The sequence below is a fragment of the Cohnella faecalis genome, from assembly GCF_003570905.1.
GTDB classification, from domain to species: Bacteria; Bacillota; Bacilli; order Paenibacillales; family Paenibacillaceae; genus Cohnella; species Cohnella faecalis.
On the sequence record NZ_QXJM01000040.1, the window covers coordinates 407,287 to 433,043 of the forward strand.

At 54.0% G+C, this 25,757-nt stretch carries 11 protein-coding genes, 3 tRNA genes, 2 rRNA genes and 1 pseudogene; all 17 read right to left on the reverse strand.

What is annotated here, in order from left to right; all coding sequences use genetic code 11:
• Positions 1 to 138: 138 nt before the first annotated feature.
• The 17 genes and pseudogenes from D3H35_RS23360 to rrf all read right to left on the reverse strand — a co-directional run bounded on the left by D3H35_RS23360 (position 139) and on the right by rrf (position 25,757).
• On the reverse strand, positions 139 to 11,133 hold the full coding sequence (locus D3H35_RS23360; RefSeq protein ID WP_233568152.1) for an Ig-like domain-containing protein: 10,995 nt from the start codon (positions 11,131 to 11,133) through the stop codon (positions 139 to 141).
• 452 nt (positions 11,134 to 11,585) lie between these two features.
• Positions 11,586 to 12,704, reverse strand: a complete 1,119-nt coding sequence (locus tag D3H35_RS23365; protein WP_119151575.1) for a hypothetical protein — start codon at positions 12,702 to 12,704, stop codon at positions 11,586 to 11,588.
• A 132-nt stretch (positions 12,705 to 12,836) separates the two neighbouring features.
• A pseudogene (locus D3H35_RS33670) lies at positions 12,837 to 13,704 on the reverse strand (YitT family protein).
• A 145-nt stretch (positions 13,705 to 13,849) separates the two neighbouring features.
• Positions 13,850 to 13,999, reverse strand: a complete 150-nt coding sequence (locus D3H35_RS23375; protein ID WP_119151576.1) for a small acid-soluble spore protein P — start codon at positions 13,997 to 13,999, stop codon at positions 13,850 to 13,852.
• 12 nt (positions 14,000 to 14,011) lie between these two features.
• A complete protein-coding gene (locus D3H35_RS31430; protein WP_199728588.1) occupies positions 14,012 to 14,188 on the reverse strand; it encodes a hypothetical protein in 177 nt (58 codons plus the stop codon).
• Between the two features lie 18 nt (positions 14,189 to 14,206).
• On the reverse strand, positions 14,207 to 14,554 hold the full coding sequence (locus D3H35_RS23380; RefSeq protein ID WP_119151577.1) for a hypothetical protein: 348 nt from the start codon (positions 14,552 to 14,554) through the stop codon (positions 14,207 to 14,209).
• 131 nt (positions 14,555 to 14,685) lie between these two features.
• Positions 14,686 to 14,774: transfer RNA gene (locus tag D3H35_RS23385), tRNA-Ser, on the reverse strand.
• 84 nt (positions 14,775 to 14,858) lie between these two features.
• Positions 14,859 to 16,145, reverse strand: coding sequence for a serine--tRNA ligase (gene serS / locus D3H35_RS23390; protein WP_119151578.1), 1,287 nt, complete (start codon positions 16,143 to 16,145; stop codon positions 14,859 to 14,861).
• A 14-nt stretch (positions 16,146 to 16,159) separates the two neighbouring features.
• Positions 16,160 to 16,753: a pyridoxal 5'-phosphate synthase glutaminase subunit PdxT gene (gene pdxT, locus D3H35_RS23395; protein WP_119151579.1), complete on the reverse strand. Its 594-nt coding sequence runs from the start codon at positions 16,751 to 16,753 to the stop codon at positions 16,160 to 16,162.
• 102 nt (positions 16,754 to 16,855) lie between these two features.
• The gene (pdxS, locus tag D3H35_RS23400; protein WP_233568154.1) at positions 16,856 to 17,740 is read right to left on the reverse strand and encodes a pyridoxal 5'-phosphate synthase lyase subunit PdxS; all 885 of its coding nucleotides are present in this window, start codon (positions 17,738 to 17,740) and stop codon (positions 16,856 to 16,858) included.
• Positions 17,741 to 17,814: 74 nt separating this feature from the next.
• Entirely contained in the window at positions 17,815 to 19,152 is a 1,338-nt protein-coding gene (locus D3H35_RS23405; protein WP_233568111.1) for a D-alanyl-D-alanine carboxypeptidase family protein, read from the reverse strand.
• Between the two features lie 115 nt (positions 19,153 to 19,267).
• Entirely contained in the window at positions 19,268 to 20,725 is a 1,458-nt protein-coding gene (guaB, locus tag D3H35_RS23410) for an IMP dehydrogenase (RefSeq protein WP_119151581.1), read from the reverse strand.
• 151 nt (positions 20,726 to 20,876) lie between these two features.
• Positions 20,877 to 22,070 carry a putative glycoside hydrolase gene (locus D3H35_RS23415; protein ID WP_119151582.1) on the reverse strand — a complete coding sequence of 398 codons (1,194 nt, stop codon included), beginning with the start codon at positions 22,068 to 22,070 and terminating at the stop codon, positions 20,877 to 20,879.
• Between the two features lie 241 nt (positions 22,071 to 22,311).
• A 23S ribosomal RNA gene (locus D3H35_RS23420) occupies positions 22,312 to 25,241 on the reverse strand.
• A gap of 164 nt (positions 25,242 to 25,405) precedes the next feature.
• A tRNA-Ala gene (locus D3H35_RS23425) sits at positions 25,406 to 25,481 on the reverse strand.
• A 16-nt stretch (positions 25,482 to 25,497) separates the two neighbouring features.
• Positions 25,498 to 25,574: transfer RNA gene (locus tag D3H35_RS23430), tRNA-Ile, on the reverse strand.
• 66 nt (positions 25,575 to 25,640) lie between these two features.
• Positions 25,641 to 25,757: ribosomal RNA gene (gene rrf, locus D3H35_RS23435) — 5S ribosomal RNA — on the reverse strand.

The following is a 25,757-nucleotide window of genomic DNA, read 5'->3' on the forward strand; positions in this document are numbered from 1 at the left end:
GACCGCTTTTCGGAATGAACCCCGAAAAGCGGTCGCTCTGCATAGAAGACTAATTCTTGCCCCTGCTGGACGGAGCTTAGCCCCGTCTTGCAGAAAGCGTTTGTTCCGGTAGAAAAGCTCGTTTCAAGCTTCTCCGCGTTATTGCAGGTTATCCTCGATACTCTTCACAAACACTTCGCTGCCGTCCGGATTGCGCGTGGATTCGTGCGAACGGGACGCCTCCTCGACATACCCGAATCCCCAATTGGACTTCAGAACGTCCGGGAAGGATGGCGAGACGTTCGTCAACGGTCCGCGGAACAGCATGCGGTCGATCATCGTTACAGCTTCCAGACGCGGAATATTGTTGCCCGGTCTGAAGGAGCCGTCCGGATAGCCCGAAATCAGGCTGTTCCGGTTGAGCGCTTCGATGTACGGGGACGACCAGCGGCCCTTCGCATCTCCAAAGCGCGATTCGATTGGCTTGGCTACATCCAACTGCAAGTATTTCGCCATAACGACCGCCAGCTCTTCTCTCGATACCGGGTCGTTAGGGTGGAAGCTTCCATCGGGATAGCCCGAGAAGATGCCGTGGCGAGTTACCGTCTGGATGTACTTGTATGCCCAGAATTTGTTCGAAACGTCGGAATAATTTTTCGTAGTGCCGCTGTCATATTCGCCGAGCAGATGCGCGATAATGGTCGCCAGCTCAGCGCGGGTAAGCGATTTCTCCGGTTTGAACATCAGATCCGGGTACCCCATGACGAATCGGGTATGCCGTTCGTTGCCGTAGCGGTTGGAGAACACCAGCGCTTTGACGGACGATTTGGCGTTCTCCGGATGCAGGAGCTCTCCATCGACGACGAACTCCGCTTTTAGCGTCACTACCTTTTCGACGGCGTCGATATTCGGGAATTTGACCCGAATCCGATGGCTTACGATTTGACCGGCCGCCAGATCCTTCACTTCCCACACGATGACGTTGCCGGTCACCTTGCCGCCGTCTGCATCGATTACCGTCACATTGTCCGGCAGCGTCACCTTGAGTTGTCCAGCAGCAAGCGGCTTGTCCGCCTCATTCTTATAGAGAATGACGACAGGCGCTTCGCTGCCTTCCTCGTAGGTGCTGCGCTCCACCGCGATATTCACGGTGATGTCCGCTACCACTTTTTCCGTTACCGGTTCTTCAGGATCCACTGGCGGGAAAATAATCGGACCACCGCCACCGCCTCCAGGAGTCGTAACGACAGGGTTCATCTCGAAATCCCAACGGACGATATCCTGCTCAACCGAGATCACGGTGCTTCGATACTTTTGATAACCGGTTGCGGTCGCTTCGATCACATAGTCCGTATTGCCGTACACCATGAACGCGTAGTTCCCGGTCGAGGAACTGTTTTGCGGGTTGGCGTTATTCGCCGGCTCGAAGCCCGCAAGCGTAGGCAACAGGACGGTTGTGCCTGGCGTAATTCCTTTGCTGCGGTTTCTGGCCGTATCGGCATATTTCAAGACAACATGCGCATTTGGAATAATTGCATGGGTTACGCTGTCCGTAATTACGCCGAACGGATCGATAAGCTCTTCATTGATGTTCATCTCGCCGCTAACGCTGACTGTTACCGTCTTCTTGGCAATGACGATGAACTCACGCGTCACGCTGCCGTTTCCGTTCCTCACGTCGTAATAGTAACGGACTTGCAATTCATAAGTCTTGCCCGCCGTCAAACCGCCGGCTACGAATACCCCTTGACCGTTAATCGAAAATCCGTCGCTTTCGCCAGGTACGTCAACCGTACCGCCCGAAGAACTGACGTACTCGGCTCCGTCCTTGAGGAACATTCCGAATCCCGGATTTGCTCCTCCGTTGTTATTGCCTACGAAAGATCCGAAATCGATTGGCTGCATCGAACCGTCGGGACGCTTGCCGCCGATAATGCCGGCAATCGTCTGATCCGATACAAATTGCTGCCCCAAGCCGGAAATGCCGTCGTTAACCGCTACTTCTTGCACATAGGTAACGACAACTGCAGAGCTTCCGGTTCCTACCGTTTTCGATACTTGGACCTTATAAGTCTGATTTCCTTCCGTAATAGGAAGGGTGTACCTTCCATCCTCATCCGTTACGGCGGTCCGGCCTGGAATCGGCTGATCGTTCGCATCCAGCAACGTTACCGTTACTCCGGCAAGCGGCTGGTGATTCGCGCCATCCGTAATGATACCGGAGACTACAGCCGGTTCGAATACGACCGTAATTGTCGACTCGGCATGGATGTCGTGAACAGTGTCATGGACAGCTGCCTTTATGTCCACATTGACCGAGACGACGCTATGAATGGATTCGGATTGGAATCGAATCGTCGCAACGCCATTGACCGTAGTTGCTCTAGGTGTACCAAGCACTTGGCCGGCAGCGTCAACGAAGCGGCCTTTTGGCGTCGATGTACCCTGAATGACTGCGCTGAAATCGACATCTATTCCCGATACCAGGTTTCCTGCGCTATCCGTCACTTTGGCGGTCAGCACGGAAATGGAATGTCCATCGGCGACAAGCATAGCGGGACTTGGGATCAACGTGATGAAGTACGTAACCTTTACCTTGAACGTGCTCTCGGTGTCGGCTACGTTGCCTGCCGCGTCCGTAGCTTCAGCGGTCACCGTATAGGTGCCGTCCGCCAACGGGGTGTTAGGCGTAAACGTCCAGTTGCCCGTAGCCGAAGTGACGGCCAGGTGACCCGCCACCGTACTATTGCCGACGGTTACGATAACCGTAACCTGTGAACCGGGTTCGCTCGTCCCCGTAATTACCGTGCTCCGGTTGTTAGTTGTAGAGTCGTTGGCAGGGCTTACGATTGCGACGTTCGGCGCTTGCGTATCTACAGTGAACGTGCTGGTATCCGTGCCCGTATTGCCGTTCGCATCGGTAGCTTCCACAGTCACCGTATAGGTGCCGTCAGCAAAACCGGTCGTACCGTTTGGTGTAAACGTCCAGTTGCCCGATACCAGATCTACGGTCGGTGTTCCATCTACCGTAATGCCGCTGTTGTCCTTCACTACAATCGTTACTGTCGTTCCCGGATCACTTGTTCCCGTAATAACCGTGTTTGGATCTTTCGTTACCGAATTATTCGCAGGGCCGGTAATATCCACGTTCGGCGCTTGCGTATCCACTGTGAACGCGCTCGTGGCCGTTCCTGTATTGCCTGCCTCGTCGATGGCGTTCGCAACTACCGTGTACGAGCCGTCAGCGAGCGGAGCGTCCGGTGTGAATGTCCAGTTGCCTGTGTTCGTATTCACACTTAACGATCCTGTTACTGTGCCTCCGTTTACAGTGACCGACACATCGGAACCTTTTTCGCTCGTTCCTGTGATCACTGTGCCAGGATTGTTAGTGGTAGAGCCGTTAGAAGGACTGACAACCGCTACGTTCGGCTTGTTCGTATCAACCGTGAACGTGATGGTGTCCGTTCCCGTGTTGCCATGCGAATCTGTGGCTTCTACGGTCACGGTGTACTCTTCGTCAGGAAGCGGATCACTTGGCTCAAATGTCCAGTTGCCTGTTGACGAATCCGTGTCCAACGTTCCAGCTACAGGATGACCGCCGCTATCCTTCACAACAATCGTTACTGTCGTGCCAGGATCGCTTGTACCTGTGACTACTGTTCCTGGGTTGTTCGTTACCGAGTTGTCCGCAGGGCCTGTAATATCCACGTTCGGCTTGTTCGTATTCACCGTGAACGTGCTCGTGTCCGTTCCCGTGTTGCCATGCGAATCTGTGGCTTCTACGGTCACGGTGTACTCTTCGTCAGGAAGCGGATCACTTGGCTCAAATGTCCAGTTGCCTGTTGATGAATCCGTGTCCAACGTTCCAGCTACAGGATGACCGCCGCTATCCTTCACAACAATCGTTACTGTCGTGCCAGGATCGCTTGTACCTGTGACTACTGTTCCTGGGTTGTTCGTTACCGAGTTGTCCGCAGGGCCTGTAATATCCACGTTCGGCCTGTTCGTATTCACCGTGAACGTGCTCGTGTCCGTTCCCGTATTGCCATGCGAATCCGTCGCTTCTACGGTTACGGTGTACTCTTCGTCTGGAAGCGGATCACTTGGCTCAAATGTCCAATTTCCAGTTACTGAATCTACAACCAGCGTTCCGTCTACCGGATTGTCGCCGCTATCCTTTACAACGACTGTTACCGTCGTGCCCGTATCGCTTGTACCTGTGACTACTGTTCCTGGGTTGTTCGTTACCGAGTTGTCCGCAGGGCCTGTAATATCCACGTTCGGCGCCTGCGTATTAACCGTGAACGTGCTCGTGTCCGTTCCTGTGTTACCCGCCACATCCGTCGCTTCCGCCGTCACCGTGTAGGTGTCGTCCGCTAGCGGATTTGTAGGCGTAAACGTCCAGGCGCCTGTTGTCGCATTCACGGTCTTGTTGCCCGCGATCGTTGTGCCGCTGCTGTTCTTCACGACAATCGTTACTGCCGAACCGGGCTCGCTCGTTCCCGAGATTACCGTGTTCGGGTTGTTCGTCGTGGAGTTATCTGCCGGGCTCACAATCACAATGCTCGGCGCTACCGTATCCACCGTGAACGTGCTCGTATCCGTTCCCGTATTACCGTGTCCATCATTCGCTTCGACGGCTACCGTATACTCGCCGTCCGTCAGCGGATCGTCTGGCGTGAACGTCCAGTTGCCCGTCGTTGGATTAACCGTTAGCGTTCCGTCTACCGGGTCGCCGTCTTTATCCGTTACGACAATCGTTACTGTCGTGTCCGGATCGCTCGTTCCCGTAATTACCGTATCCGGATCTTTGGTCACCGAATTATTCACAGGACCCGTGATGTCCACGTTCGGCGCTTGCGTATCTACCGTGAACGTGCTCGTGTCCGTTCCTGTGTTACCCGCCACATCCGTCGCTTCCGCCGTCACCGTGTAGGTGTCGTCCGCTAGCGGATTTGTAGGCGTAAACGTCCAGGCGCCTGTTGTCGCATTCACGGTCTTGTTGCCCGCGATCGTTGTGCCGCTGCTGTTCTTCACGACAATCGTTACTGCCGAACCGGGCTCGCTCGTTCCCGAGATTACCGTGTTCGGGTTGTTCGTCGTGGAGTTATCTGCCGGGCTCACAATCACAATGCTCGGCGCTACCGTATCCACCGTGAACGTGCTCGTATCCGTTCCCGTATTACCGTGTCCATCATTCGCTTCGACGGCTACCGTATACTCGCCGTCCGTCAGCGGATCGTCTGGCGTGAACGTCCAGTTGCCCGTCGTTGGATTAACCGTTAGCGTTCCGTCTACCGGGTCGCCGTCTTTATCCGTTACGACAATCGTTACTGTCGTGTCCGGATCGCTCGTTCCCGTAATTACCGTATCCGGATCTTTGGTCACCGAATTATTCACAGGACCCGTGATGTCCACGTTCGGCGCTTGCGTATCTACCGTGAACGTGCTCGTGTCCGTTCCTGTGTTACCCGCCGCATCCGTCGCTTCCGCCGTCACCGTGTAGGTGTCGTCCGCCAGCGCAGCGTTTGGCGTAAATGTCCAGTTGCCTGTTGTCGCATTCACGGCTTTATTACCCGCGATCGTTGTGCCGCTGCTGTTCTTCACGACAATCGTTACCGCCGAACCGGGTTCGCTCGTTCCCGAGATTACCGTGTTCGGGTTGTTCGTCGTGGAGTTATCTGCCGGGCTCACAATCACAATGCTCGGTGCTACCGTATCCACTGTGAACGTGCTCGTGTCCGATCCCGTATTGCCGTGGCCATCATTCGCTTCGACGGCTACCGTATACTCGCCGTCCGTCAGCGGATCGTCCGGGGTGAACGTCCAGTTGCCCGTGGTTGGATTAACCGTTAGCGTTCCGTCTACCGGGTCGCCGTCTTTATCCGTTACGACAATCGTTACCGTCGTACCCGGATCGCTCGTTCCCGTAATTACCGTATCCGGATCTTTGGTCACCGAGTTATTCGTCGGACCCGTGATGTCCACGTTCGGCGCTTGCGTATCTACCGTGAACGTGCTCGTGTCCGTTCCTGTGTTACCCGCTGCATCCGTCGCTTCCGCCGTCACCGTGTAGGTGTCGTCCGCCAGCGCAGCGTTTGGCGTAAATGTCCATGCGCCTGTTGTCGCATTCACGGCTTTATTACCCGCGATCGTTGTGCCGCTGCTGTTCTTCACGACAATCGTTACCGCCGAACCGGGCTCGCTCGTTCCCGAGATTACCGTGTTCGGGTTGTTCGTCGTGGAGTTATCTGCCGGGCTCACAATCACAATGCTCGGTGCTACCGTATCCACTGTGAACGTGCTCGTGTCCGTTCCCGTATTGCCGTGTCCATCATTCGCTTCGACGGCTACCGTATACTCGCCGTCCGTCAGCGGATCGTCCGGGGTGAACGTCCAGTTGCCCGTTGTTGGATTAACCGTTAGCGTTCCGTCTACCGGGTCGCCATCTTTATCCGTTACGACAATCGTTACCGTCGTACCCGGATCGCTCGTTCCCGTAATTACCGTATCCGGATCTTTGGTCACCGAATTATTCACAGGACCCGTGATGTCCACGTTCGGCGCTTGCGTATCTACCGTAAACGTGCTCGTGTCCGTTCCTGTGTTACCCGCCGCATCCGTCGCTTCCGCCGTCACCGTGTAGGTGTCGTCCGCCAGCGCAGCGCTTGGCGTAAACGTCCAGGCGCCTGTTGTCGCATTCACGGCTTTATTACCCGCGATCGTTGTGCCGCTGCTGTTCTTCACGACAATCGTTACTGCCGAACCGGGTTCGCTCGTTCCCGAGATTATCGTGTTCGGGTTGTTCGTCGTGGAGTTATCTGCCGGGCTCACAATCACAATGCTCGGTGCTATCGTATCCACCGTGAACGTGCTCGTGTCCGTTCCCGTATTACCGTGTCCATCATTCGCTTCGACGGCCACCGTGTACTGTCCGTCCGTCAGCGGATCGTCCGGGGTGAACGTCCAGTTGCCCGTGGTTGGATTGACCGTTAGCGTTCCGTCTACCGGGTCGCCATCTTTATCCGTTACGTCAATCGTTACCGTCGTACCCGGATCGCTCGTTCCCGTGATCACCGTGTTCGGGTTGTTCGTGACCGAGTTATTCACAGGACCCGTAATGTCCACGTTCGGCGCTTGCGTATCTACCGTGAACGTGCTCGTGTCCGTTCCTGTGTTACCCGCCGCATCCGTCGCTTCCGCCGTCACCGTGTAGGTGTCGTCCGCCAGCGCAGCGTTTGGCGTAAACGTCCAGGCGCCTGTTGTCGGGTTCACGGTCTTGTTGCCCGCGATCGTTGTGCCGCTGCTGTTCTTCACGACAATCGTTACCGCCGAACCGGGCTCGCTCGTTCCCGAGATTACCGTGTTCGGGTTGTTCGTCGTGGAGTTATCTGCCGGGCTCACAATTACAATGCTCGGTGCTATCGTATCCACCGTGAACGTGCTCGTGTCCGTTCCCGTATTACCGTGTCCATCATTCGCTTCGACGGCCACCGTGTACTGTCCGTCCGTCAGCGGATCGTCCGGGGTGAACGTCCAGTTGCCCGTTGTTGGATTGACCGTTAGCGTTCCGTCTACCGGGTCGCCATCTTTATCCGTTACGTCAATCGTTACCGTCGTACCCGGATCGCTCGTTCCCGTGATCACCGTGTTCGGATCTTTGGTCACCGAGTTATTCACAGGACCCGTAATGTCCACGTTCGGCGCTTGCGTATCTACCGTGAACGTGCTCGTGTCCGTTCCTGTGTTACCCGCCGCATCCGTCGCTTCCGCCGTCACCGTGTAGGTGTCGTCCGCCAGCGCAGCGTTTGGCGTAAACGTCCAGGCGCCTGTTGTCGGGTTCACGGTCTTGTTGCCCGCGATCGTTGTGCCGCTGCTGTTCTTCACGACAATCGTTACCGCCGAACCGGGCTCGCTCGTTCCCGAGATTACCGTGTTCGGGTTGTTCGTCGTGGAGCCGTCTGCCGGGCTCACAATCACAATGCTCGGTGCTATCGTATCCACCGTGAACGTGCTCGTATCAGTTCCCGTATTGCCATGGCCGTCCGCAGCCGTTGCAGTCACCGTGTACGTGTCGTCCAGCAGCGGATCGTCAGGCGTGAATGTCCAATTGCCCGTTACCGGATCTACGGTTTTAATCCCCGCTATCGTCGTGTTGTCGCTATCCTTCACGACAATCGTAACTATCGATCCCGGATCGCTTGTTCCCGTAATTACCGTGTTCGGGTTGTTCGTGATCGAATTATTCGCCGGACCCGTAATATCCACGTCCGGCGCTTCCGTATCCACCGAGAAAGTACTGGCGGCCGTACCTTTGTTATCCGAAGCATCGGTAGCTACCGCGGTAACGGAATACGTGCCGTCAGCCAGCGGACTGGCAGGCGTAAACGTCCAGTTGCCTGTGGCAGGTACAACCGTCGTACTGCCCGCTACCGTATGATTGCCGCTATCCTTGACAGTGACCGTAACCGTCGAACCAACTTGGCTCGTACCGGTAATCACCGTATTCGGATTGTTCGTCGTGGAGCCGTTAGCAGGACTAACGATCGCGACGTTCAATATTTGTTGATTCGCGACAGGGAAGTTGGTCAGCCACTCAAGACTGCGCTGGCTGCCGTTCTTCTCTTTCACTCCTGCGCTTACAATGGTCGAATTGTAATTCAAAGTCACTGTGTCGCCGTATGGAACGCCCCCCGACGGGAGATTAGCGCCTCCCAGCGTTAGGATAAGCGTCTTGCCCGTCGCGTCTGAGCTGTCGATCGCAACATTCGATACGTCGATGAGACCGCCCTGACTGCTGATCCCGACCTTGAAAGCCGTCGCCAAAGTAGCGGCGGCACCCTGCAACTCAACCTCGGAACCGAAAACAACTTTAACCTTGTTTCGGTTCGCATCCGCGACTACGGCTGCCTGAGTCGGAGCCATCTGGTTAGCAACGCTGAAATCGGTCAACGCCTTCAACGTATGATGACCTGCGCTCAAGCCGTCGATAGTTACGTTGGTAACTTTGCCGCCGGAGCCCGGCACTACATAGTCCAACGTAACGGTCGCTCCAGCAGGAATGGCCGTTCCAAGCGTAAGCAAGAGTTTCTTGGAATCGGTGCCGTCCGATACGGCTCCGGTCACCGTTGCCAGAGTTTTACCGGAACCGGTATTGTAATACACCTTGAACGATCCCGGAGTGACGGCATTGTCCCGAACAGGGAAATTAAAGCTTACTTCCACCGTCTTCCGGGCTTGATTGTTGACGACGGCGGCTCCCTTAGGCGTGAACGGATAATCGTCCACAAAGAGCGTCTGATCTTGTACGAGCTGGGCGGCGGCGTCTTGCAAGCTTCCGCTCGCCTTCACGTATTGGAGCTTTACGTCATATCCAAAAGGCACGACTGTGCCGCTCGCAAGTTCCAGCACCAAGGGCTCGGTCGGCGCCCCGCTGCCGCCGACAATAGTCGCCGGTACGGAAACATACGCCCCTGGATTACTAACATCTGGTATCAAAACATTGAATCCGTTTGCATTCCATGTACTGGAATTACCCGCTACCCAGTTCTCCGGATGAGTCCGGTCAGTCGGGTAAAGAACATACTCGCTGAGGAAAGCTTTGACGTGATTCGGATTGCTAACGTCAACCGCAGCGCTAGTGATCGTAGGCGGCGCTGTGTCGGCGGCAAAGGTCACAGGTTTTTCGTCGTAAGCGCCGCCGCCGTTTACTCCGTTACCGTAATGATCGCCGACAATTGCTTTCACGTTCGAGTCGGTAATTGCGGTAGACAGCGTATTGGAAATTTGGATTGTCGCTACGCCGTTCGCATCCGACATAACGGTTGCGTACCGCATGCTGCTTCCATCCGCATTGGTTCTTCTCGACTCGCCCTTCAGCGCGACGCGGGTGTCATCGACGCGCGGCTTTAACGAGACTACCTGCGTAGAGCCGTCGGTTTTCGTGATCGTATAAGACTTGGCCGACTCTTCTTTAAAAAGAGAGAAGGTGACGGGATACGGACCGCTGCTCCAGTTCGACCCATCGTAATTTTTAAGCTGAGCCGTAATGACTCTGGATGTCGTAGATGTAGTCGATCCGTAAACGGCATAATCCGTGCTCGTAATGCTAATCAACGGAGGTGCCACTTGATAGTTGTAATTAGGATTTTCCGGTTCGATAGGAAGATCGTTATTGTTCAAATACCATTTCAAAATATCGTGGTTTTCGAATGCGGAACCCGTTGCCGCCGAAAAACCGACATAAGCCTCGTCCTGCTCCAAGTACTCTCTCAGGCCGAGTCCCGATTTTTTGATTTTCAGCTTGCTCGCGTCAAAAGTTCCGTTCTTGCCCATATAGACTTCAATCGTGTCCGTCGGACCGTTATACACAATCCAGGCATGATAGATTTCGCCGTTGTAGAAGGGAAACGCGTTATTAGAAGCCCACGTCCCGGTATCCGCCGTCTTGAAGTTATAGATCGGCACGGTTTCTCCCGCCGTTGGTGTCGCTATAATGGAAGGATTGGAGGTAGATCCTCCGACCGACGCAGGAAATACTTTGCCTTTAGGGCTAGTCGTAGATTTGCTGTGATCGACGTTGCCGTCGGCGACGACAGCGACATGGCTCGTGTCATAGGTGGTTGCGTTTCCTCCCCGGCTGGCATTGGCGGTGCCGCCGCTATTTACGCCAATGGCCTTGGGATCCAGCGGGTCTCCCGCGACCGTCGCGGAGTTGGCGAACGTATCGAATTCGATCCCGAAGCTGCGCTTCATGCCGCCGTAGCCCATTCCGCCGCCTTTGACACCCGCTTCCTTGGACAGCGTCTGGATCGAGAACACCAGACCGTCGCCTGCCGAGTAGGTGCTAGTGGAAATATCGGACATACGGAAAGTAAAATAAGTGCTGAACGATCGATCCTTGCCGAATGAAATCATATTGCCGTGAAAAGCACTGCCGGTCATGTTCGCCTGGTTCGGCGTAACCCTTAGCACTTTACGGCCTTGAGAATCGGTTGCTACTGCTGCATTGCCGTTTCGTTGTAGCCATTTTTCAGGTGATTTGCCTGGGATGGTCCCATCAACATCTTGGGTGGCGCTAAAATCGTCATGTTTGAGGGTCAAGTACCTCGTCTCGGGTGTAGATGCGCGTGCCTTCGCGGGAGCGAATCCCATCGAAGTGATGACGAGAACGGCTATCAACAGTAATAATGCGGACTTATTGAGGCTTCTGCACACACTGTTCGCCTTCCTTTTCTTTTGTCGTAGAATTCAAATGTTATCTTGCAAACCTGCCAAATCATTATGTAAAGGCTAGTAGCCGTTGTTTTTTGTACAAACGTTTGCGCAATATACTACATCGGTAATCAATTGTATCAATATTCCTAAATATTGGTCAATAAACGACACTTTCCGAGCAGGTACATGATTCTAAAGTCCCGAATTTCAACGCAATGAATAGAACGATAGTTTTTTGTGCATATTCCCCAATAATACCACTATACGATCATCTCCTAAACAATTTCTGAACAATATTCGACATAAAGCAAAACGCGAAAAAAAACCGAGAGATCAGCACTCTAATTAAGGTGCCTGTCTCTCGGTTTTCTTCGCGCAGAAAGCTTTCGTTAGTTCGCTGCGCCTTCCAGTTCTTGCCCAATCCCGCCCAGATTGCCGAACAGACCGCCAAGCTGCTCTTGCAGCTGTTCCATCGTAATGATGTCTTTCGGCACGCCGATCGTGAATTTCACTTCTTTATTAATGTCGCTCATCTGAGACACGGCTTTCAGGTCGATATTTCCGGATTTGCCGCCTTGCTCGATGCCCGCTTTCAGCGCGAAATCCGTATAGACCGGGTAATCGTCGCCGTCGATACCGATGTTTGCCTTCAAGTCCAGCGCCTTGAGAGTCTTCTTCATTTCTTCGAGCTTTTTGGACAGATCGCCCGATTGAGCCTCGCTCAGCTCTTTCTTGTATTTGTCCAAGTCCTCTTGCTTCAACTGGAACGCATCTTTGTAAGCTTGATTCTTGCTTAATAGATCGATGATTTCCGGAGCGATCTTCTCGACCGCCGTCTTAATGAACGGTTCCAGCTGTTCCTTCGTTACGTGCAGTTGAATCGCCTGATCGAGTCCCGCGTCTTCCGGCAAGCCGGCCTCTTTCGGCTTGATGGAGGAAAGATAGTCTTTCTCCTCGACGTTATTGAACACAATTCCCAACACATCGTTGCCGAGTTTCTTGGTAGTGTTCTGATCGACCTTCGGAATCGGTTGTCCGGATTCCTTAGCCAATTGCTCCAAATCGAGCTCCAAAAATTTGTTCGTAATCGTATCCGGCAACGGGAATATCGGAATGCTCGGAATCTTGACCCAAATCTTCTTGTCGTTCATGACGACCGGTATGTTGATCGTGATCGGCATATCGCCCTTCAGCATCAGCGACAGATTCACTTCCGACATCATCGGTTCCGCCTGGTAAACACCGGTCCAAGACAGATCGGCGTTCTTAAGAAGTTTGATGCCCATCGAAGTGCCAAACGAATTTTCCTCGTCAACCGCTTGGTCCGGCAAATTCAATTCATTAACCTTCAAGGTGCCTTTGAAGCTATAGGATTTAATGTCGGACGACTTCGCAAAGGACGCCTCCAATGCTTCCTTCGGCGTTTTCGAGCTCGTGCATCCGCTTAGAACTACCGCCGTCATCAGAAGAAGCGCCATCAACGATAAACACACTTTGGATTTAACCAAAAGCGAAAAACTCCCCTCATGTAACAAGATCTAATGAACACCGTTCATTTTATCTTAATTCCGGCCATGCGGAAAGACTTTTCAAGTTAAAGTGACGTTAAAATCGCTGTGGATTCGAATATATAGCAGCCGTTAGTGAATGTCTTTTTTCTTGAAGCGGCCGCCTTTGACATCATGGATATTGCCGACGGCAAGAAACGCGGAAGGATCGAGGTCGTTAACGATCGATTTCAGCTTGGCTTCCTCCAACCGGGTAATGACGCAAAAAATAACGCTTTTTTCATCTCCTGTATATCCGCCTTCTCCATGTAAATAGGTAACGCCGCGACCAAGACGGTCGACGATCGCGCTTCCGATTTCACGGAAATTATCGCTTATGATCCAGACCGATTTGGATTCGTCGAATCCTTCTATCGTCAGATCGATAACCTTAAATGCGATGTAATAAGCGATGAGAGAAAACATGGCGCGGTCCCACGTATAGACGAATCCGGCGCTTCCCAGAATGAAGAAGTTAATGAACATGACCGTCTCGCCGACGGAAAAGGGGTTTTCTTGTTGACGAGAATGGCTACGATCTCCGTCCCGTCCAGCGCGCCTCCCGCACGTACGACGATACCGGTTCCCATGCCGAGCAGAATGCCCCGAATACCGCTGCAAGCAGCGTCTCCGATGTGAACGGTTGAACGTGATGCAGCAAGGATGTCGTGACGGACAACGTAATAATGCCCAGCAAGGTCGATAACGCGAACGTTTTTCCGATCGTCTTATACCCGATAAGCAGAAACGGAAGGTTGAGCACGAAGAGGAATATGCCTAGCGGTACTCCGGATAGATAGGACGACATGATGGAAATACCGGTAACACCGCCGTCAATAATCGAGTTATTGACGAGGAATATTTCCAGGGCTACGGCGACTAGTACGGCGCCTAACATGATGAAAGCGATGCGCCTAATGATCTCGAACGGAGTAAGCTTCGAATGGCGCACCGGCTTCATCTGGTTAGGCGGATGAGGGGGAATGTGCATTTCTTTAGCTGTCATTCAGTACTACCTCCTTTTATCCATTTCTTCTATTATACCAGTATGGGGTATCTGTGTCTTGCAACGCACAATAAAAATCCCGGCATCTGCCGGATTTTCTCTAGCCTTGCGGATTATGATGGCTGACATGGTTGCGGTTTTTTACTTTTTTGGAACCGCTCAACGGCTCGTTCGGTTGATGTCCGCGGTCCAGATCATGCGCATTATGTTCGCCCGGCTGCGGCACCGGCTGCGTTTTCGGCTTGCTCATTGGAAAACCTCCTTACGTCTGTGGGTGCTCCAAATCAACCGGGTTATCGTGATTGAGCGCATCTTGGTGCCGGCGGTCGTTTTTATCCTGCTGAAGCTGCTGTGCATGGTGAGAGTTTACCGGGTTCTGCTCCAAGCTTTCGACAACATTGCTCAAATTTTTGTCGGCGCTTCCGTTCGAGTCTGACATTGCGGGATTTTCCTCCTTCTAAGCGTGCGTAAAATGATGCAGCGCCTGCGCGCACTCATGCAGATGGCGGCGATAGTCCGCGATCAGCTCCTGGATCGTATCGTTGCGTTCGTCCACCGTCTGCCCGTCCTTTTCCACGTCGGTCAGCTCCACATGGATTTCTCTGCTGTCCACATATTGAACCGAAAAATCAAAATCCAGCATTTGATGTCCCGCCGATTGAATGTGCACCCTCAACGTCTGAGGATCCGCTCCATCGGCCAGCACCTCCGCCTTGTCTCCACCGTGCAGACGTTCCGGGAGCGTTCGCTGCCAAGCTTGCGCCAAGTCCTCCTGGGGAACGGTCAGTTCGTCGTTGCTTGCCATTATGAATGCACCTCCGCTCTCTTAGGTTGGCCTGACGCTCTTTTCTTATGCAAATAAGACGGAATGCCTTCTGCGCGCAACAAAAAAAGCCGACCCGGCATTGCCGGACCGACTTGCTGCTTCAAATAAAGTGGCGGAGAGAGTGGGATTCGAACCCACGTGGGCTTGCACCCTAACGGTTTTCAAGACCGCCCCGTTATGACCGCTTCGGTATCTCTCCGTAACAAGAGCACGTTCCGCCGCTTCCGGGCAAGCCGGCTGACGGATACTGCCCCGTTATCATATCACATGGCCGTTTCGTTCATCAACCCCTGCGTTGACCGATCACTTCGATACCGCCCATATAAGGACGCAAAGCTTCCGGAATAACGACCGTGCCGTCTTCTTGCTGGTAGTTCTCGAGGATCGCGGCGACGGTGCGTCCTATCGCAAGTCCCGAACCGTTCAGCGTATGGACGAATTCCGGCTTCGCACCGTTCTCCGGGCGATAACGGATAGCTGCGCGACGCGATTGGAAGTCCTCGAAGTTCGTACACGACGAGATTTCCCTGTACGTCCCGGCACTAGGAAGCCATACTTCAATATCGTACGTCTTCGCCGAGCCGAAGCCCATATCCCCCGTACAAAGCGCCAGAACGCGGTAAGGCAATCCCAGCAGCTTCAGCACGCGCTCCGCATGGCCGGTTAGCTGCTCAAGCACGTCGTAAGACGTCTCCGGGGCGACTAGCTGCACAAGCTCGACCTTATTAAATTGGTGCTGACGGATAAGACCGCGTGTGTCGCGGCCAGAAGCGCCCGCTTCCGACCGGAAGCAAGAGCTGTACGCCACGAATTTCTTAGGCAAATCTTCAAGGGTCAGTATTTCGTCCCTGTGGAAGTTCGTAACCGGCACTTCCGCCGTAGGAATAAGGAAATAATCCGTGCCTTCGATCTTGAACAGATCCTCCGCGAACTTAGGCAGCTGAGATGTCCCTACCAGGCTGTCGCGGTTGACGATGTAAGGCGGAAGAATCTCTTCGTAACCGTGCTGGTCCGAATGCAAATCCATCATCAGGTTGATGAGCGCACGTTCCAGACGAGCCCCGAGACCTTTGTAAAATACGAACCGGGAGCCTGTTACTTTAGCCGCCGCTTCGAAATCGAGGATGCCGAGTCCGGCAGCGATGTCCCAGTGCGGCTTCGCCTCGAAGGCGAATTCGCGCGGACGACCGTCCTTGCGCAGCTCCACGTTATCCTCTTCGGAGGCGCCTACCGGCACGCTCTCATGAGGAATATTCGGCATAGCGAGAAGAAGCTCGTCCACCTTCGCTTCCAGCTCGCGGATTTCTTCATCGAGCTGTTTGATTCGATCGTTCGCTTCGCGCATCTCCGCGATAAGCTCGTCCGCGTCGCCGCCGCTTTTTTTTAGCTTCGCCACTTCTTGCGAGACGATGTTGCGGCGGTTTTTCAGCCGATCGCTCTCCGTCAGGTTCTCGCGGCGAGCGCTATCCAGCGCCGGGAACGGCTCGATAAGCTCCAAGGAAGCTCCCCTGTTCCGAAGAGCGATTGCGACCTTCTCGTAGTCATTGCGGAGCAATTTGACGTCCAACATTGGAGGATCCCCCTCTATTTGGCCTTCGGAGCAGCCTCTGCGGCTTTCCGTGCCATATCCAAAAACAATCCGTGCAGACGATAATCATCCGTCAGCTCCGGGTGATACGAAGATGCAAGCAGATTGCCTTGACGAGCGGTGACGATTTCCCCGTCGTAGGTAGACAGCACCTCAACCTCCGCACCGACTTCCTTGATGAGCGGGGCCCGGATGAATACCGCCCGCAGCGGCGTCTCGATTCCTTTGACAGGCAAATCCGTCTCGAAGCTTTCGCGCTGTCTTCCGAACGCATTGCGGGCAACAGTCATGTTCATCAAGCCCAAATGAGCCTCTTCTCCGCCTTCCAGCCGGTTAGCCAATACGATCAACCCGGCGCAAGTTCCGAACAGCGGCTTTCCTTGCTCATGAAATTCGCGAAGCGCTTCGATGAAGCTATACTTGCGCATCAGCTTGCCGATGGTCGTGCTCTCGCCGCCCGGAATAATGAGTCCGTCGATTTCGGCCAGCTGCTCCGTGCGCTTGACCGCCACCCCTACTCCTCCGGCCAGCTCCACGCTTCGAATATGTTCGGCAACCGCACCCTGCAGCGCCAGTACCCCGATTTTCATCGCCGATCCATCCTTTTTCCGTTTCCTTGATAAACCGATATGGGCGGCTCCACGCGGCGAATGGTTCGCCGTTAGGAAGCCGCCCGATGGCTCTCGCGATAATTAGATGCCGCGTTCCTGCATCCGCTCGGCCGCTGCCAGCTTGGAAATCTCGATACCCTTCATCGGCGTGCCAAGGTTCTTCGACACACGCGCAATCAATTCGTAATCTTCGTAGTGCGTCGTCGCTTCGACGATCGCACGAGCGAATCTCTCCGGATATTCCGATTTGAAAATACCGGAACCGACGAATACGCCGTCAGAGCCAAGATGCATCATAAGCGCCGCATCGGACGGAGTCGCTACGCCGCCGGCAGCGAAGTTAACGACCGGCAGACGTCCCGTCTCGTGAACGCCCAGCAACAAGTCGTAAGGAACGCCGAGCGTCTTTGCTTCGTGGTACAGCTCGTCCTTGGACAAATTCTGAGCATGGCGAATTTGGCCATTGATCAGACGGATATGACGAACGGCTTCGACGATGTTGCCCGTTCCCGGCTCGCCCTTGGTGCGAAGCATCGACGCGCCTTCTTGAATACGACGGAGAGCTTCACCCAAATCTTTGGCGCCGCATACGAACGGAATCGTAAAAGCGGATTTGCTAATGTGAAATACTTCGTCCGCCGGAGTCAGCACTTCGCTCTCGTCGATGTAATCGACGCCCAGAGATTCCAGAACTTTCGCTTCTACATAATGCCCGATGCGGGCTTTCGCCATGACCGGGATGCTGACGACCTTCATGACTTCCTCGACGATCGTCGGATCGGCCATGCGGGCAACCCCGCCTGCCGCGCGAATGTCGGAAGGTACGCGTTCCAGCGCCATAACGGCTGTTGCGCCTGCCGCTTCGGCGATTTTAGCTTGCTCGGCGTTCATGACGTCCATGATGACGCCGCCTTTTTGCATTTCGGCCATGCCGCGTTTAACTCTCGAAGTACCCGTTTCCATGATTACATGCCTCCCGAAGATTCTAACCATTAATTTTACATGAAGACCATCTAATATACAACCTATTTTGTCGGAATTTAGAAAAGATCAGCAATTCCTCTAAATAGACTTCCGAAGAAATTCCCGATGCCGCGGAAGAACAGGCGCCACCAGCTGCCCTTCTTCACTTCTTCCGCCGCGACCAAATCGACGGTTGCCGATTTCATCTCTTGCGTCGCCGGATCTTTATATTCGTACGTGACCGTTCCAACCTTGGCGCCTTGCTCGATCGGAGCCTTTAACGTCTCGCTCTTCACTTCCTTGACAGTCGCTTCGACCGTTGCTCCCTTAGGAACGAGGAAGGAAACATCCGTTGCCGTAATAACGTTGACTTTCTTAGACTTGCCCTTTTTCACTTTGAGCGTTTCGTGCTCCGGAACGGCCTTCTTTGCTTCGACAGCCGTCTTCTTCTCGAAGTTATTGAAGCCGTAATCGAATAGCTTCGCCGTTTCGAGGAACCGCTTGCCGTCGTTCGTTCCGCCGGGAACGCCCATTACGACGGCGATCAGACGCGTTCCGTCGCGCAATGCGGTTCCGGTAAAGTTGTTGCCGGCGCGGCTCGTATGGCCCGTTTTGAGACCGTCGACGCCCTTGTACGCAAACTTTTTCTTCGTCTTGCTGGTCAGATTCGATTCCAGCATCCAATCCCAGTTGTCGATCAGTTGATTCTCGCCTTCACGGAACTGAAAGTTCGGCATCTTGGAATAATCCAGAAACTCAGGCGTTTCCTTCAATATATGATAACCCAGAATCGCCGAATCGCGAGCCGACATTTCCGTCTCTCCATCGATCGAGGTCGGCTGATAAGCAGCCGGCATATCGGCGCGATCCAATCCTGTCGCATTGATGAATCGGGAATGAGTCATGCCGAGCTCTTTCGCCGTATCGTTCATCAATTTCGCGAACTCTTCCTCGGTGCCTCCAACCACTTCGGCCAATTGCGCCGTTGCATCGTTCGCGGAACCGACAGCCATCGCGATGTAGAGATCCTTAACCGTATGTTTATCTCCTTCGGCCAAGAAAATGCGGCTTCCGATTTGCTTGGCGGCATTTTCAGTGGTTGCGACTTCTTGATCCCAAGTAATCTTGCCGGCTTGAACCGCTTTAATAACAAGATACTCGGTCATCATCTTGGCCATGCTTGCAGGAGGATGCGGATCGTCCGCTTTGAATTGGTAAAGTACTTGGCCGCTTGCCGCATCCATTAAGATGGCCGCAGTGCCATTAATTTGAGGCTCCCCCGCGTTAGTCGCAGCGGCCGAAGCGGAAGATAGGAGCAATGACGTCGACAAAACGCTTAACAGGGCTACCGAAGCAATAATTCGCTTCGAAAAGACAGGCAAACGACGGATAAGCGAATGATGACGATAATTCAAAACGTTCTCCCCTTTATATCCTATTGCGTCTCTCAATTGTATCATAGGTTCGCGCAAAGAAAAAAGCCGCGGGCGCGCATAACTCGTGCCCACGGCTCCCTATCGATCGTTATCGTTACATCGAGTAGTTCGGCGCTTCCTTCGTAATGAGAACGTCATGAGGGTGACTCTCGCGAAGGCCTGCTCCGGTAATTCGTACAAATTGGGTATCGTTCTTCAGCTCGTCGATCGAGCCGGTTCCGCAATATCCCATTCCCGAGCGCAAGCCGCCGATCAACTGATGAATCGTATCTTTAAGAGGCCCTTTGTAAGGAACGCGGCCTTCGATCCCTTCCGGAACGAGCTTGCTCTCGTTCTCTTGGAAGTAACGATCCTTGCTGCCTTCCTTCATTGCGCCGATGGAGCCCATTCCGCGGTACGATTTGTAACGGCGGCCTTGGAAAATCTCCGATTCGCCAGGGCTTTCTTCCGTGCCTGCGAACAAGCTGCCCATCATGACGGCCGTAGCGCCCGCCGCGATGGCCTTCGTTACTTCGCCGGAGTACTTGATTCCTCCGTCCGCAATAATAGGCACGTTATATTCGCGAGCAACCGTCGCGCAATCGTAAATAGCCGTAATTTGCGGTACGCCGATCCCTGCGATAACGCGCGTCGTACAAATCGATCCCGGTCCGATCCCGACCTTGACGACGGAAGCGCCAGCTTCGATCAGATCGCGCGTCGCCTCGCCCGTAGCGACGTTGCCGGCGACGATCGTGAGCTCCGGATACTTGTCGCGAAGCTTGCGGACCATGCTGACAATATCGATATGGTGACCGTGCGCCGAGTCGACGACGAGAAGATCGATGCCCGACTGCACGAGCGCTTCCGCACGCTCGAACGTATCTTTGGAGACGCCGACGGCAGCTCCGACAAGGAGACGACCATGACGGTCCTTGGCGGCATTCGGGAACTGGATCGCTTTTTCAATATCTTTAATCGTAATAAGACCTTTAAGCGTATTCGCTTCGTCTACGAGCGGCAGCTTTTCGATCTTATGCTGTTGAAGGATGACTTCCGCTTCTTGAAGCGTCGTACCGACAGGAGCCGTTACGAGGTCTTCATGAGTCATGACTGTGCTGACCTTGATCGAATAGTCATGCACGAAGCGAAGATCCCGATTCGTTAGAATACCGACGAGCTTGCCTGCATTATCCACGATAGGCACGCCGGAAATGCGGTATTTGCCCATCAGTTCTTCAGCGTCGTAGACATGGTGGTCGGGAGTAAGGGAAAAAGGATTCGTAATAACGCCGCTTTCCGAACGCTTAACCCGATCGACTTCTTGAGCTTGCTGTGCGACCGACATATTCTTGTGAATAATGCCAACGCCGCCTTCGCGAGCGATTGCGATCGCCAATGCCGATTCCGTGACCGTGTCCATCCCCGCGCTGACCAACGGAATATTCAGCTTGACCGAAGGACTGAGCACGATCGATACATCCACATCCCGGGGTAAAATCGTCGACTTCCGGGGCACGAGCAGGACATCGTCAAACGTGAGTCCTTCCTTGGCGAATTTGTTTTGCCACACGAGTAAAAACCTCCCTTGCCGGCCGCTTGCCGGCGAATATGTCCGATTGATTATCTGCAATCTTAGCAGAGGCATAATGGGCTGTCAAGCACAAACCCAATCGTCTGGAAACCGCATCCTGCAAGCCTTTTGACCGTTTAATCCCGACTGATTAGGTGTGGAAAATGGGGTAGCGGCTGGCCGAATTCCACAGCATATACGAGGAATATCCCGCCTTTCTTGCCGCTCTGATCTGCTCTTGAATTTGATCCTTACCGTAGGTTTGATGCGGTCTTACCCACCCTGCCGTAAAGCCTTGAAGCCAAGGCCGAACGCGGGCGGCATGCTTGCCGGCGCTTAGCAGCTTGGCGTTCTCCCGTGTTGCATCGGCAAGGGCGCGGGAGACAACGAGGCCAGGAGTCAAATCAGGATGACGGATCCCCCACATCCCGTTCGAATAATGCGAAGGATAGATCATCGGAGATATAACGTCTACCTCGGAGGAAATTGCGCCCCATCGTTGACCGATTCCCATATCCGCCGTGGAAGTAACCAAACCGAAGACGTCGGCGGAAATTTTCGCTCCTTTGGCATGAACTTTGTCGGTTGCGGCACGAAGGAATCGACTAATCGCTTCGCTCTTGGACCATCCATGCTTGTTCGCATATTGCACTTCCCGATCCACCTTGGAGCCATTCTCGGGAAAACGGACATAATCGAACTGGACCTCATCGAATCCCATGGAGCTTGCTTGCTCAGCGAGCGCTATCGGGTATGCCCACGCTTCTTCGCGAAAAGGATCGATCCACGCGTTGCCGCCGCGATCCTTCCAAACCTTGCCTTCCTTGCTCCGGATAGCCCATCGCGGATTACTATCGGCTAGAGCGGCATCCTTGAACGTAACGATCCGGGCAATCAAATAAATATGGTTCTCCTTCAGCTTCTTCACGAGCCGACTCATGGACGATACCGAGCGAGTTTGCGCCATTGGATACGATTGCGATCCTGCCGGGCGAGATAAGCCGGTCAATCGGGCGCCGCTATTAACATCGATTACCAGCGCGTTCAGCTCGGTCTCGTTCACTAATTCAATTAGTTTGTCCATTCGTCCGCTTAACGCAGCGAAGGAGGACACATATACCGCTCGCACAGGCTGGCCCAGAGGTTGAAATACTGGCGCGGGCGGCTTCCCCGATGAGAGCTTCAGCACTCGCAAATTCTCTCGGGTTTCCATGCTTTTCGGCAAAGGCAGCCTCTGCTCTTGTTCATTCCCGCATCCAGACATGAACATCAGAACCATCGCAAGATTAAGGACAAAAATGGATTTAAAAAAGGAACAGCGAGGAGCGAGCCGATGGCCGTTCATTGTTGTTCGGTACCTCCCTCGTGCGAAGTACCGCTAGTATTGGCTTGCCTTGAATCGGAGCAAGCCGTGGATTGATGGAGCATTAGGAGGCTTCTGCTTTAACTGGAAGGCTGGCCCGAAAATAAATGCAAAAAAACCACCCTGAAAAGGTGGCTGCTAAGTCGTTGTTTTCGTAGGCTTGCGCCCTGAAAACCGGATGCGAAAACGAAATGAGCGATTAACATCGTCTTACCTGTGTTTGTAGGATAAGCCCTCGACCGATTAGTACTCGTCAGCTGCACACGTTGCCGCGCTTCCACCCCGAGCCTATCAACCTGGTGTTCTTCCAGGGGTCTTACATACTGGGAAATCTCATCTTGAGGCGGGCTTCGCGCTTAGATGCTTTCAGCGCTTATCCCTCCCGCGCTTGGCTACCCAGCGATGCTCCTGGCGGAACAACTGGTACACCAGCGGCGCGTCCATCCCGGTCCTCTCGTACTAAGGACAGCCCCTCTCAAATTTCCTACGCCCGCGACAGATAGGGACCGAACTGTCTCACGACGTTCTGAACCCAGCTCGCGTACCGCTTTAATGGGCGAACAGCCCAACCCTTGGGACCTACTTCAGCCCCAGGATGCGATGAGCCGACATCGAGGTGCCAAACCTCCCCGTCGATGTGGACTCTTGGGGGAGATAAGCCTGTTATCCCCAGGGTAGCTTTTATCCGTTGAGCGATGGCCCTTCCATTCGGTACCACCGGATCACTAAGCCCGACTTTCGTCCCTGCTCGACTTGTAGGTCTCGCAGTCAAGCTCCCTTATGCCTTTGCACTCTTCGCGCGATTTCCAACCGCGCTGAGGGAACCTTGGGGCGCCTCCGTTACTCTTTAGGAGGCGACCGCCCCAGTCAAACTGGCCGCCTGACACGGTCCCTCCACCCGATAAGGGTGGCAGGTTAGAACTCCGATACGATCAGGGTGGTATCCCAACGGCGCCTCCACCTAAGCTGGCGCTCAGGCTTCCAAGGCTCCCACCTATCCTGTACAGACCGTACCAAAGTTCAATATCAAGCTCCAGTAAAGCTCCATGGGGTCTTTCCGTCACGTCGCGGGTAACCTGCATCTTCACAGGTACTAAAATTTCACCGGATCTCTCGTTGAGACAGCGCCCAAGATCGTTACGCCATTCGTGCGGGTCAGAATTTACCTGACAAGGAATTTCGCTACCTTAGGACCGTTATAGTTACGGCCGCCGTTTACTGGGGCTTCGGTTCACAGCTTCGGGTTGCCCCTAACCGCTCCCCTTAACCTTCCAGCACCGGGCAGGCGTCAGCCCGTATACTTCGCCTTACGGCTTCGCACAGACCTGTGTTTTTGCTAAACAGTCGCTTGGGCCTCTTCACTGCGGCCCCCTCGTGCTATTCACACTACCGGGGCACCCCTTCTCCCGAAGTTACGGGGTCATTTTGCCGAGTTCCTTAACGAGAGTTCTTCCGCGCGCCTTAGACTATTCATCTCACCCACCTGTGTCGGTTTACGGTACGGGCACCTTCATCTGGCTAGAGGCTTTTCTTGGCAGCGTGAGCACGGGACCTTCGGTACTGCAATTTTCCCTCCCCATCACAGCTTGAGGTTACGTAGCACGGATTTGCCTATGCTACCCTCTTGCTGCTTGGACGAGCTCTTCCATCCGCTCGCGTCCTTGCCCTCCTGCGTCCCCCCATCGCTCGTAACGATTTACGGTGGTACAGGAATTTCAACCTGTTGTCCTTCGACTACGCCTTTCGGCCTCGCCTTAGGTCCCGACTTACCCTGGGCGGACGAACCTTCCCCAGGAACCCTTAGGTTTTCGGCGGATCAGATTCTCACTGATCTTTTCGTTACTCATACCGGCATTCTCACTTCTATGCAGTCCACCAGTCCTTACGGTCTGACTTCTACCCGCATACAACGCTCCCCTACCCAAGCATACTAAGTATGCATGCCATAGCTTCGGTGGTGTGTTTAGCCCCGTTACATTTTCGGCGCAGAGTCACTCGACCAGTGAGCTATTACGCACTCTTTAAATGGTGGCTGCTTCTAAGCCAACATCCTGGTTGTCTTCGCAACTCCACATCCTTTCCCACTTAACACACACTTGGGGACCTTAGCTGATGATCTGGGCTCTTTCCCTCTTGACGACGGATCTTAGCACTCGCCGTCTGACTCCCGAGTATACATACATGGCATTCGGAGTTTGACTGGACTTGGTAACCCTTGGCGGGCCCCGCACCCAATCAGTGCTCTACCTCCATGATGCTTAACCTCGAGGCTAGCCCTAAAGCTATTTCGGGGAGAACCAGCTATCTCCGAGTTCGATTGGAATTTCTCCCCTACCCCCACGTCATCCCAGAGCTTTTCAACGCTCACGAGTTCGGGCCTCCAGTGCGTGTTACCGCACCTTCACCCTGCACAGGGGTAGATCACACGGTTTCGGGTCTACGACCACGTACTTATTCGCCCTATTCAGACTTGGTTTCCCTTCGGCTCCGCCTCTTCAGCTTAACCTTGCACGTGAACGTAACTCGCCGGTTCATTCTACAAAAGGCACGCCATCACCCCTAGATCGGGCTCTGACTTCTTGTAAGCGCACGGTTTCAGGTTCTTTTTCACTCCGCTCCCGCGGTGCTTTTCACCTTTCCCTCACGGTACTGGTTCACTATCGGTCGCCAGGGAGTATTTAGCCTTGGCAGATGGTCCTGCCGGATTCCCACGGGGTTTCTCGTGTCCCGCGGTACTCGGGATCCGTCTCGGAGGGAGCAGACTTTCGACTACAGGGTTGTTACCTTCTTTGACGGGACTTTCCAGTCCTCTTCGTCTACCCTGCTCCTTTGTAACTCCATGTGAGACGTCCCACAACCCCTGAGAGCAAGCTCTCAGGTTTGGGCTAATCCGCTTTCGCTCGCCGCTACTGACGGAATCACTCTTGTTTTCTTCTCCTCCGGGTACTTAGATGTTTCAGTTCCCCGGGTGTGCCTCCAATGACCTATGTATTCAGTCAAGGGTAACTGCGCATTACCGCAGCTGGGTTTCCCCATTCGGAAATCCCCGGATCAAAGCCCACTTACGGCTCCCCGAGGCATATCGCTGTTCGTCGCGTCCTTCTTCGGCTCCTGGCGCCTAGGCATCCTCCGTGCGCCCTTATTAGCTTAACCTGTTGCAACTGCTAGCGTTAGCCAAAGGCTAATGCTCCGTTGTCAACTTCTTGATTCACAACTTCCGTTGCAAACCAACAGCAAGTAAGGCGAATGATGTCTTTCGCGCATTTCGTTTTCGCTATCCGGTTTTCAAGGTACAAACCAATCCGTAAAAGTGGATCTGGTGGAGACTAGCGGGATCGAACCGCTGACCCCCTGCGTGCAAGGCAGGTGCTCTCCCAGCTGAGCTAAGTCCCCATGGGAAGTATGAAGATGGTTGGCCTTAGTGGACTCGAACCACCGACCTCACCCTTATCAGGGGTGCGCTCTAACCAGCTGAGCTAAAGGCCAATATATTGCCTGCCTTTAGTCGGCTAGGCTTACGCCCATACGCATAAATGCGAATGGTAAAGCCCGGCTTGGCGACGTCCTACTCTCCCAGGACCCTGCGGTCCAAGTACCATCGGCGCTGGAGGGCTTAACGGTCGTGTTCGGGATGGGTACGCGTGGAACCCCTCCGCCGTTGCCACCAAA

Coding starts and splice junctions, on each gene's coding strand:
- D3H35_RS23360 (WP_233568152.1), bottom strand. CDS start 11,133: ATGGGATTCGCTCCCGCGAAGGCACGCGCATCTACACCCGAGACGAGG.
- D3H35_RS23375 (WP_119151576.1), bottom strand. CDS start 13,999: ATGAGCAAGCCGAAAACGCAGCCGGTGCCGCAGCCGGGCGAACATAAT.
- D3H35_RS31430 (WP_199728588.1), bottom strand. CDS start 14,188: ATGTCAGACTCGAACGGAAGCGCCGACAAAAATTTGAGCAATGTTGTC.
- D3H35_RS23380 (WP_119151577.1), bottom strand. CDS start 14,554: ATGGCAAGCAACGACGAACTGACCGTTCCCCAGGAGGACTTGGCGCAA.
- serS (WP_119151578.1), bottom strand. CDS start 16,145: ATGTTGGACGTCAAATTGCTCCGCAATGACTACGAGAAGGTCGCAATC.
- pdxT (WP_119151579.1), bottom strand. CDS start 16,753: ATGAAAATCGGGGTACTGGCGCTGCAGGGTGCGGTTGCCGAACATATT.
- D3H35_RS23415 (WP_119151582.1), bottom strand. CDS start 22,070: ATGAACGGCCATCGGCTCGCTCCTCGCTGTTCCTTTTTTAAATCCATT.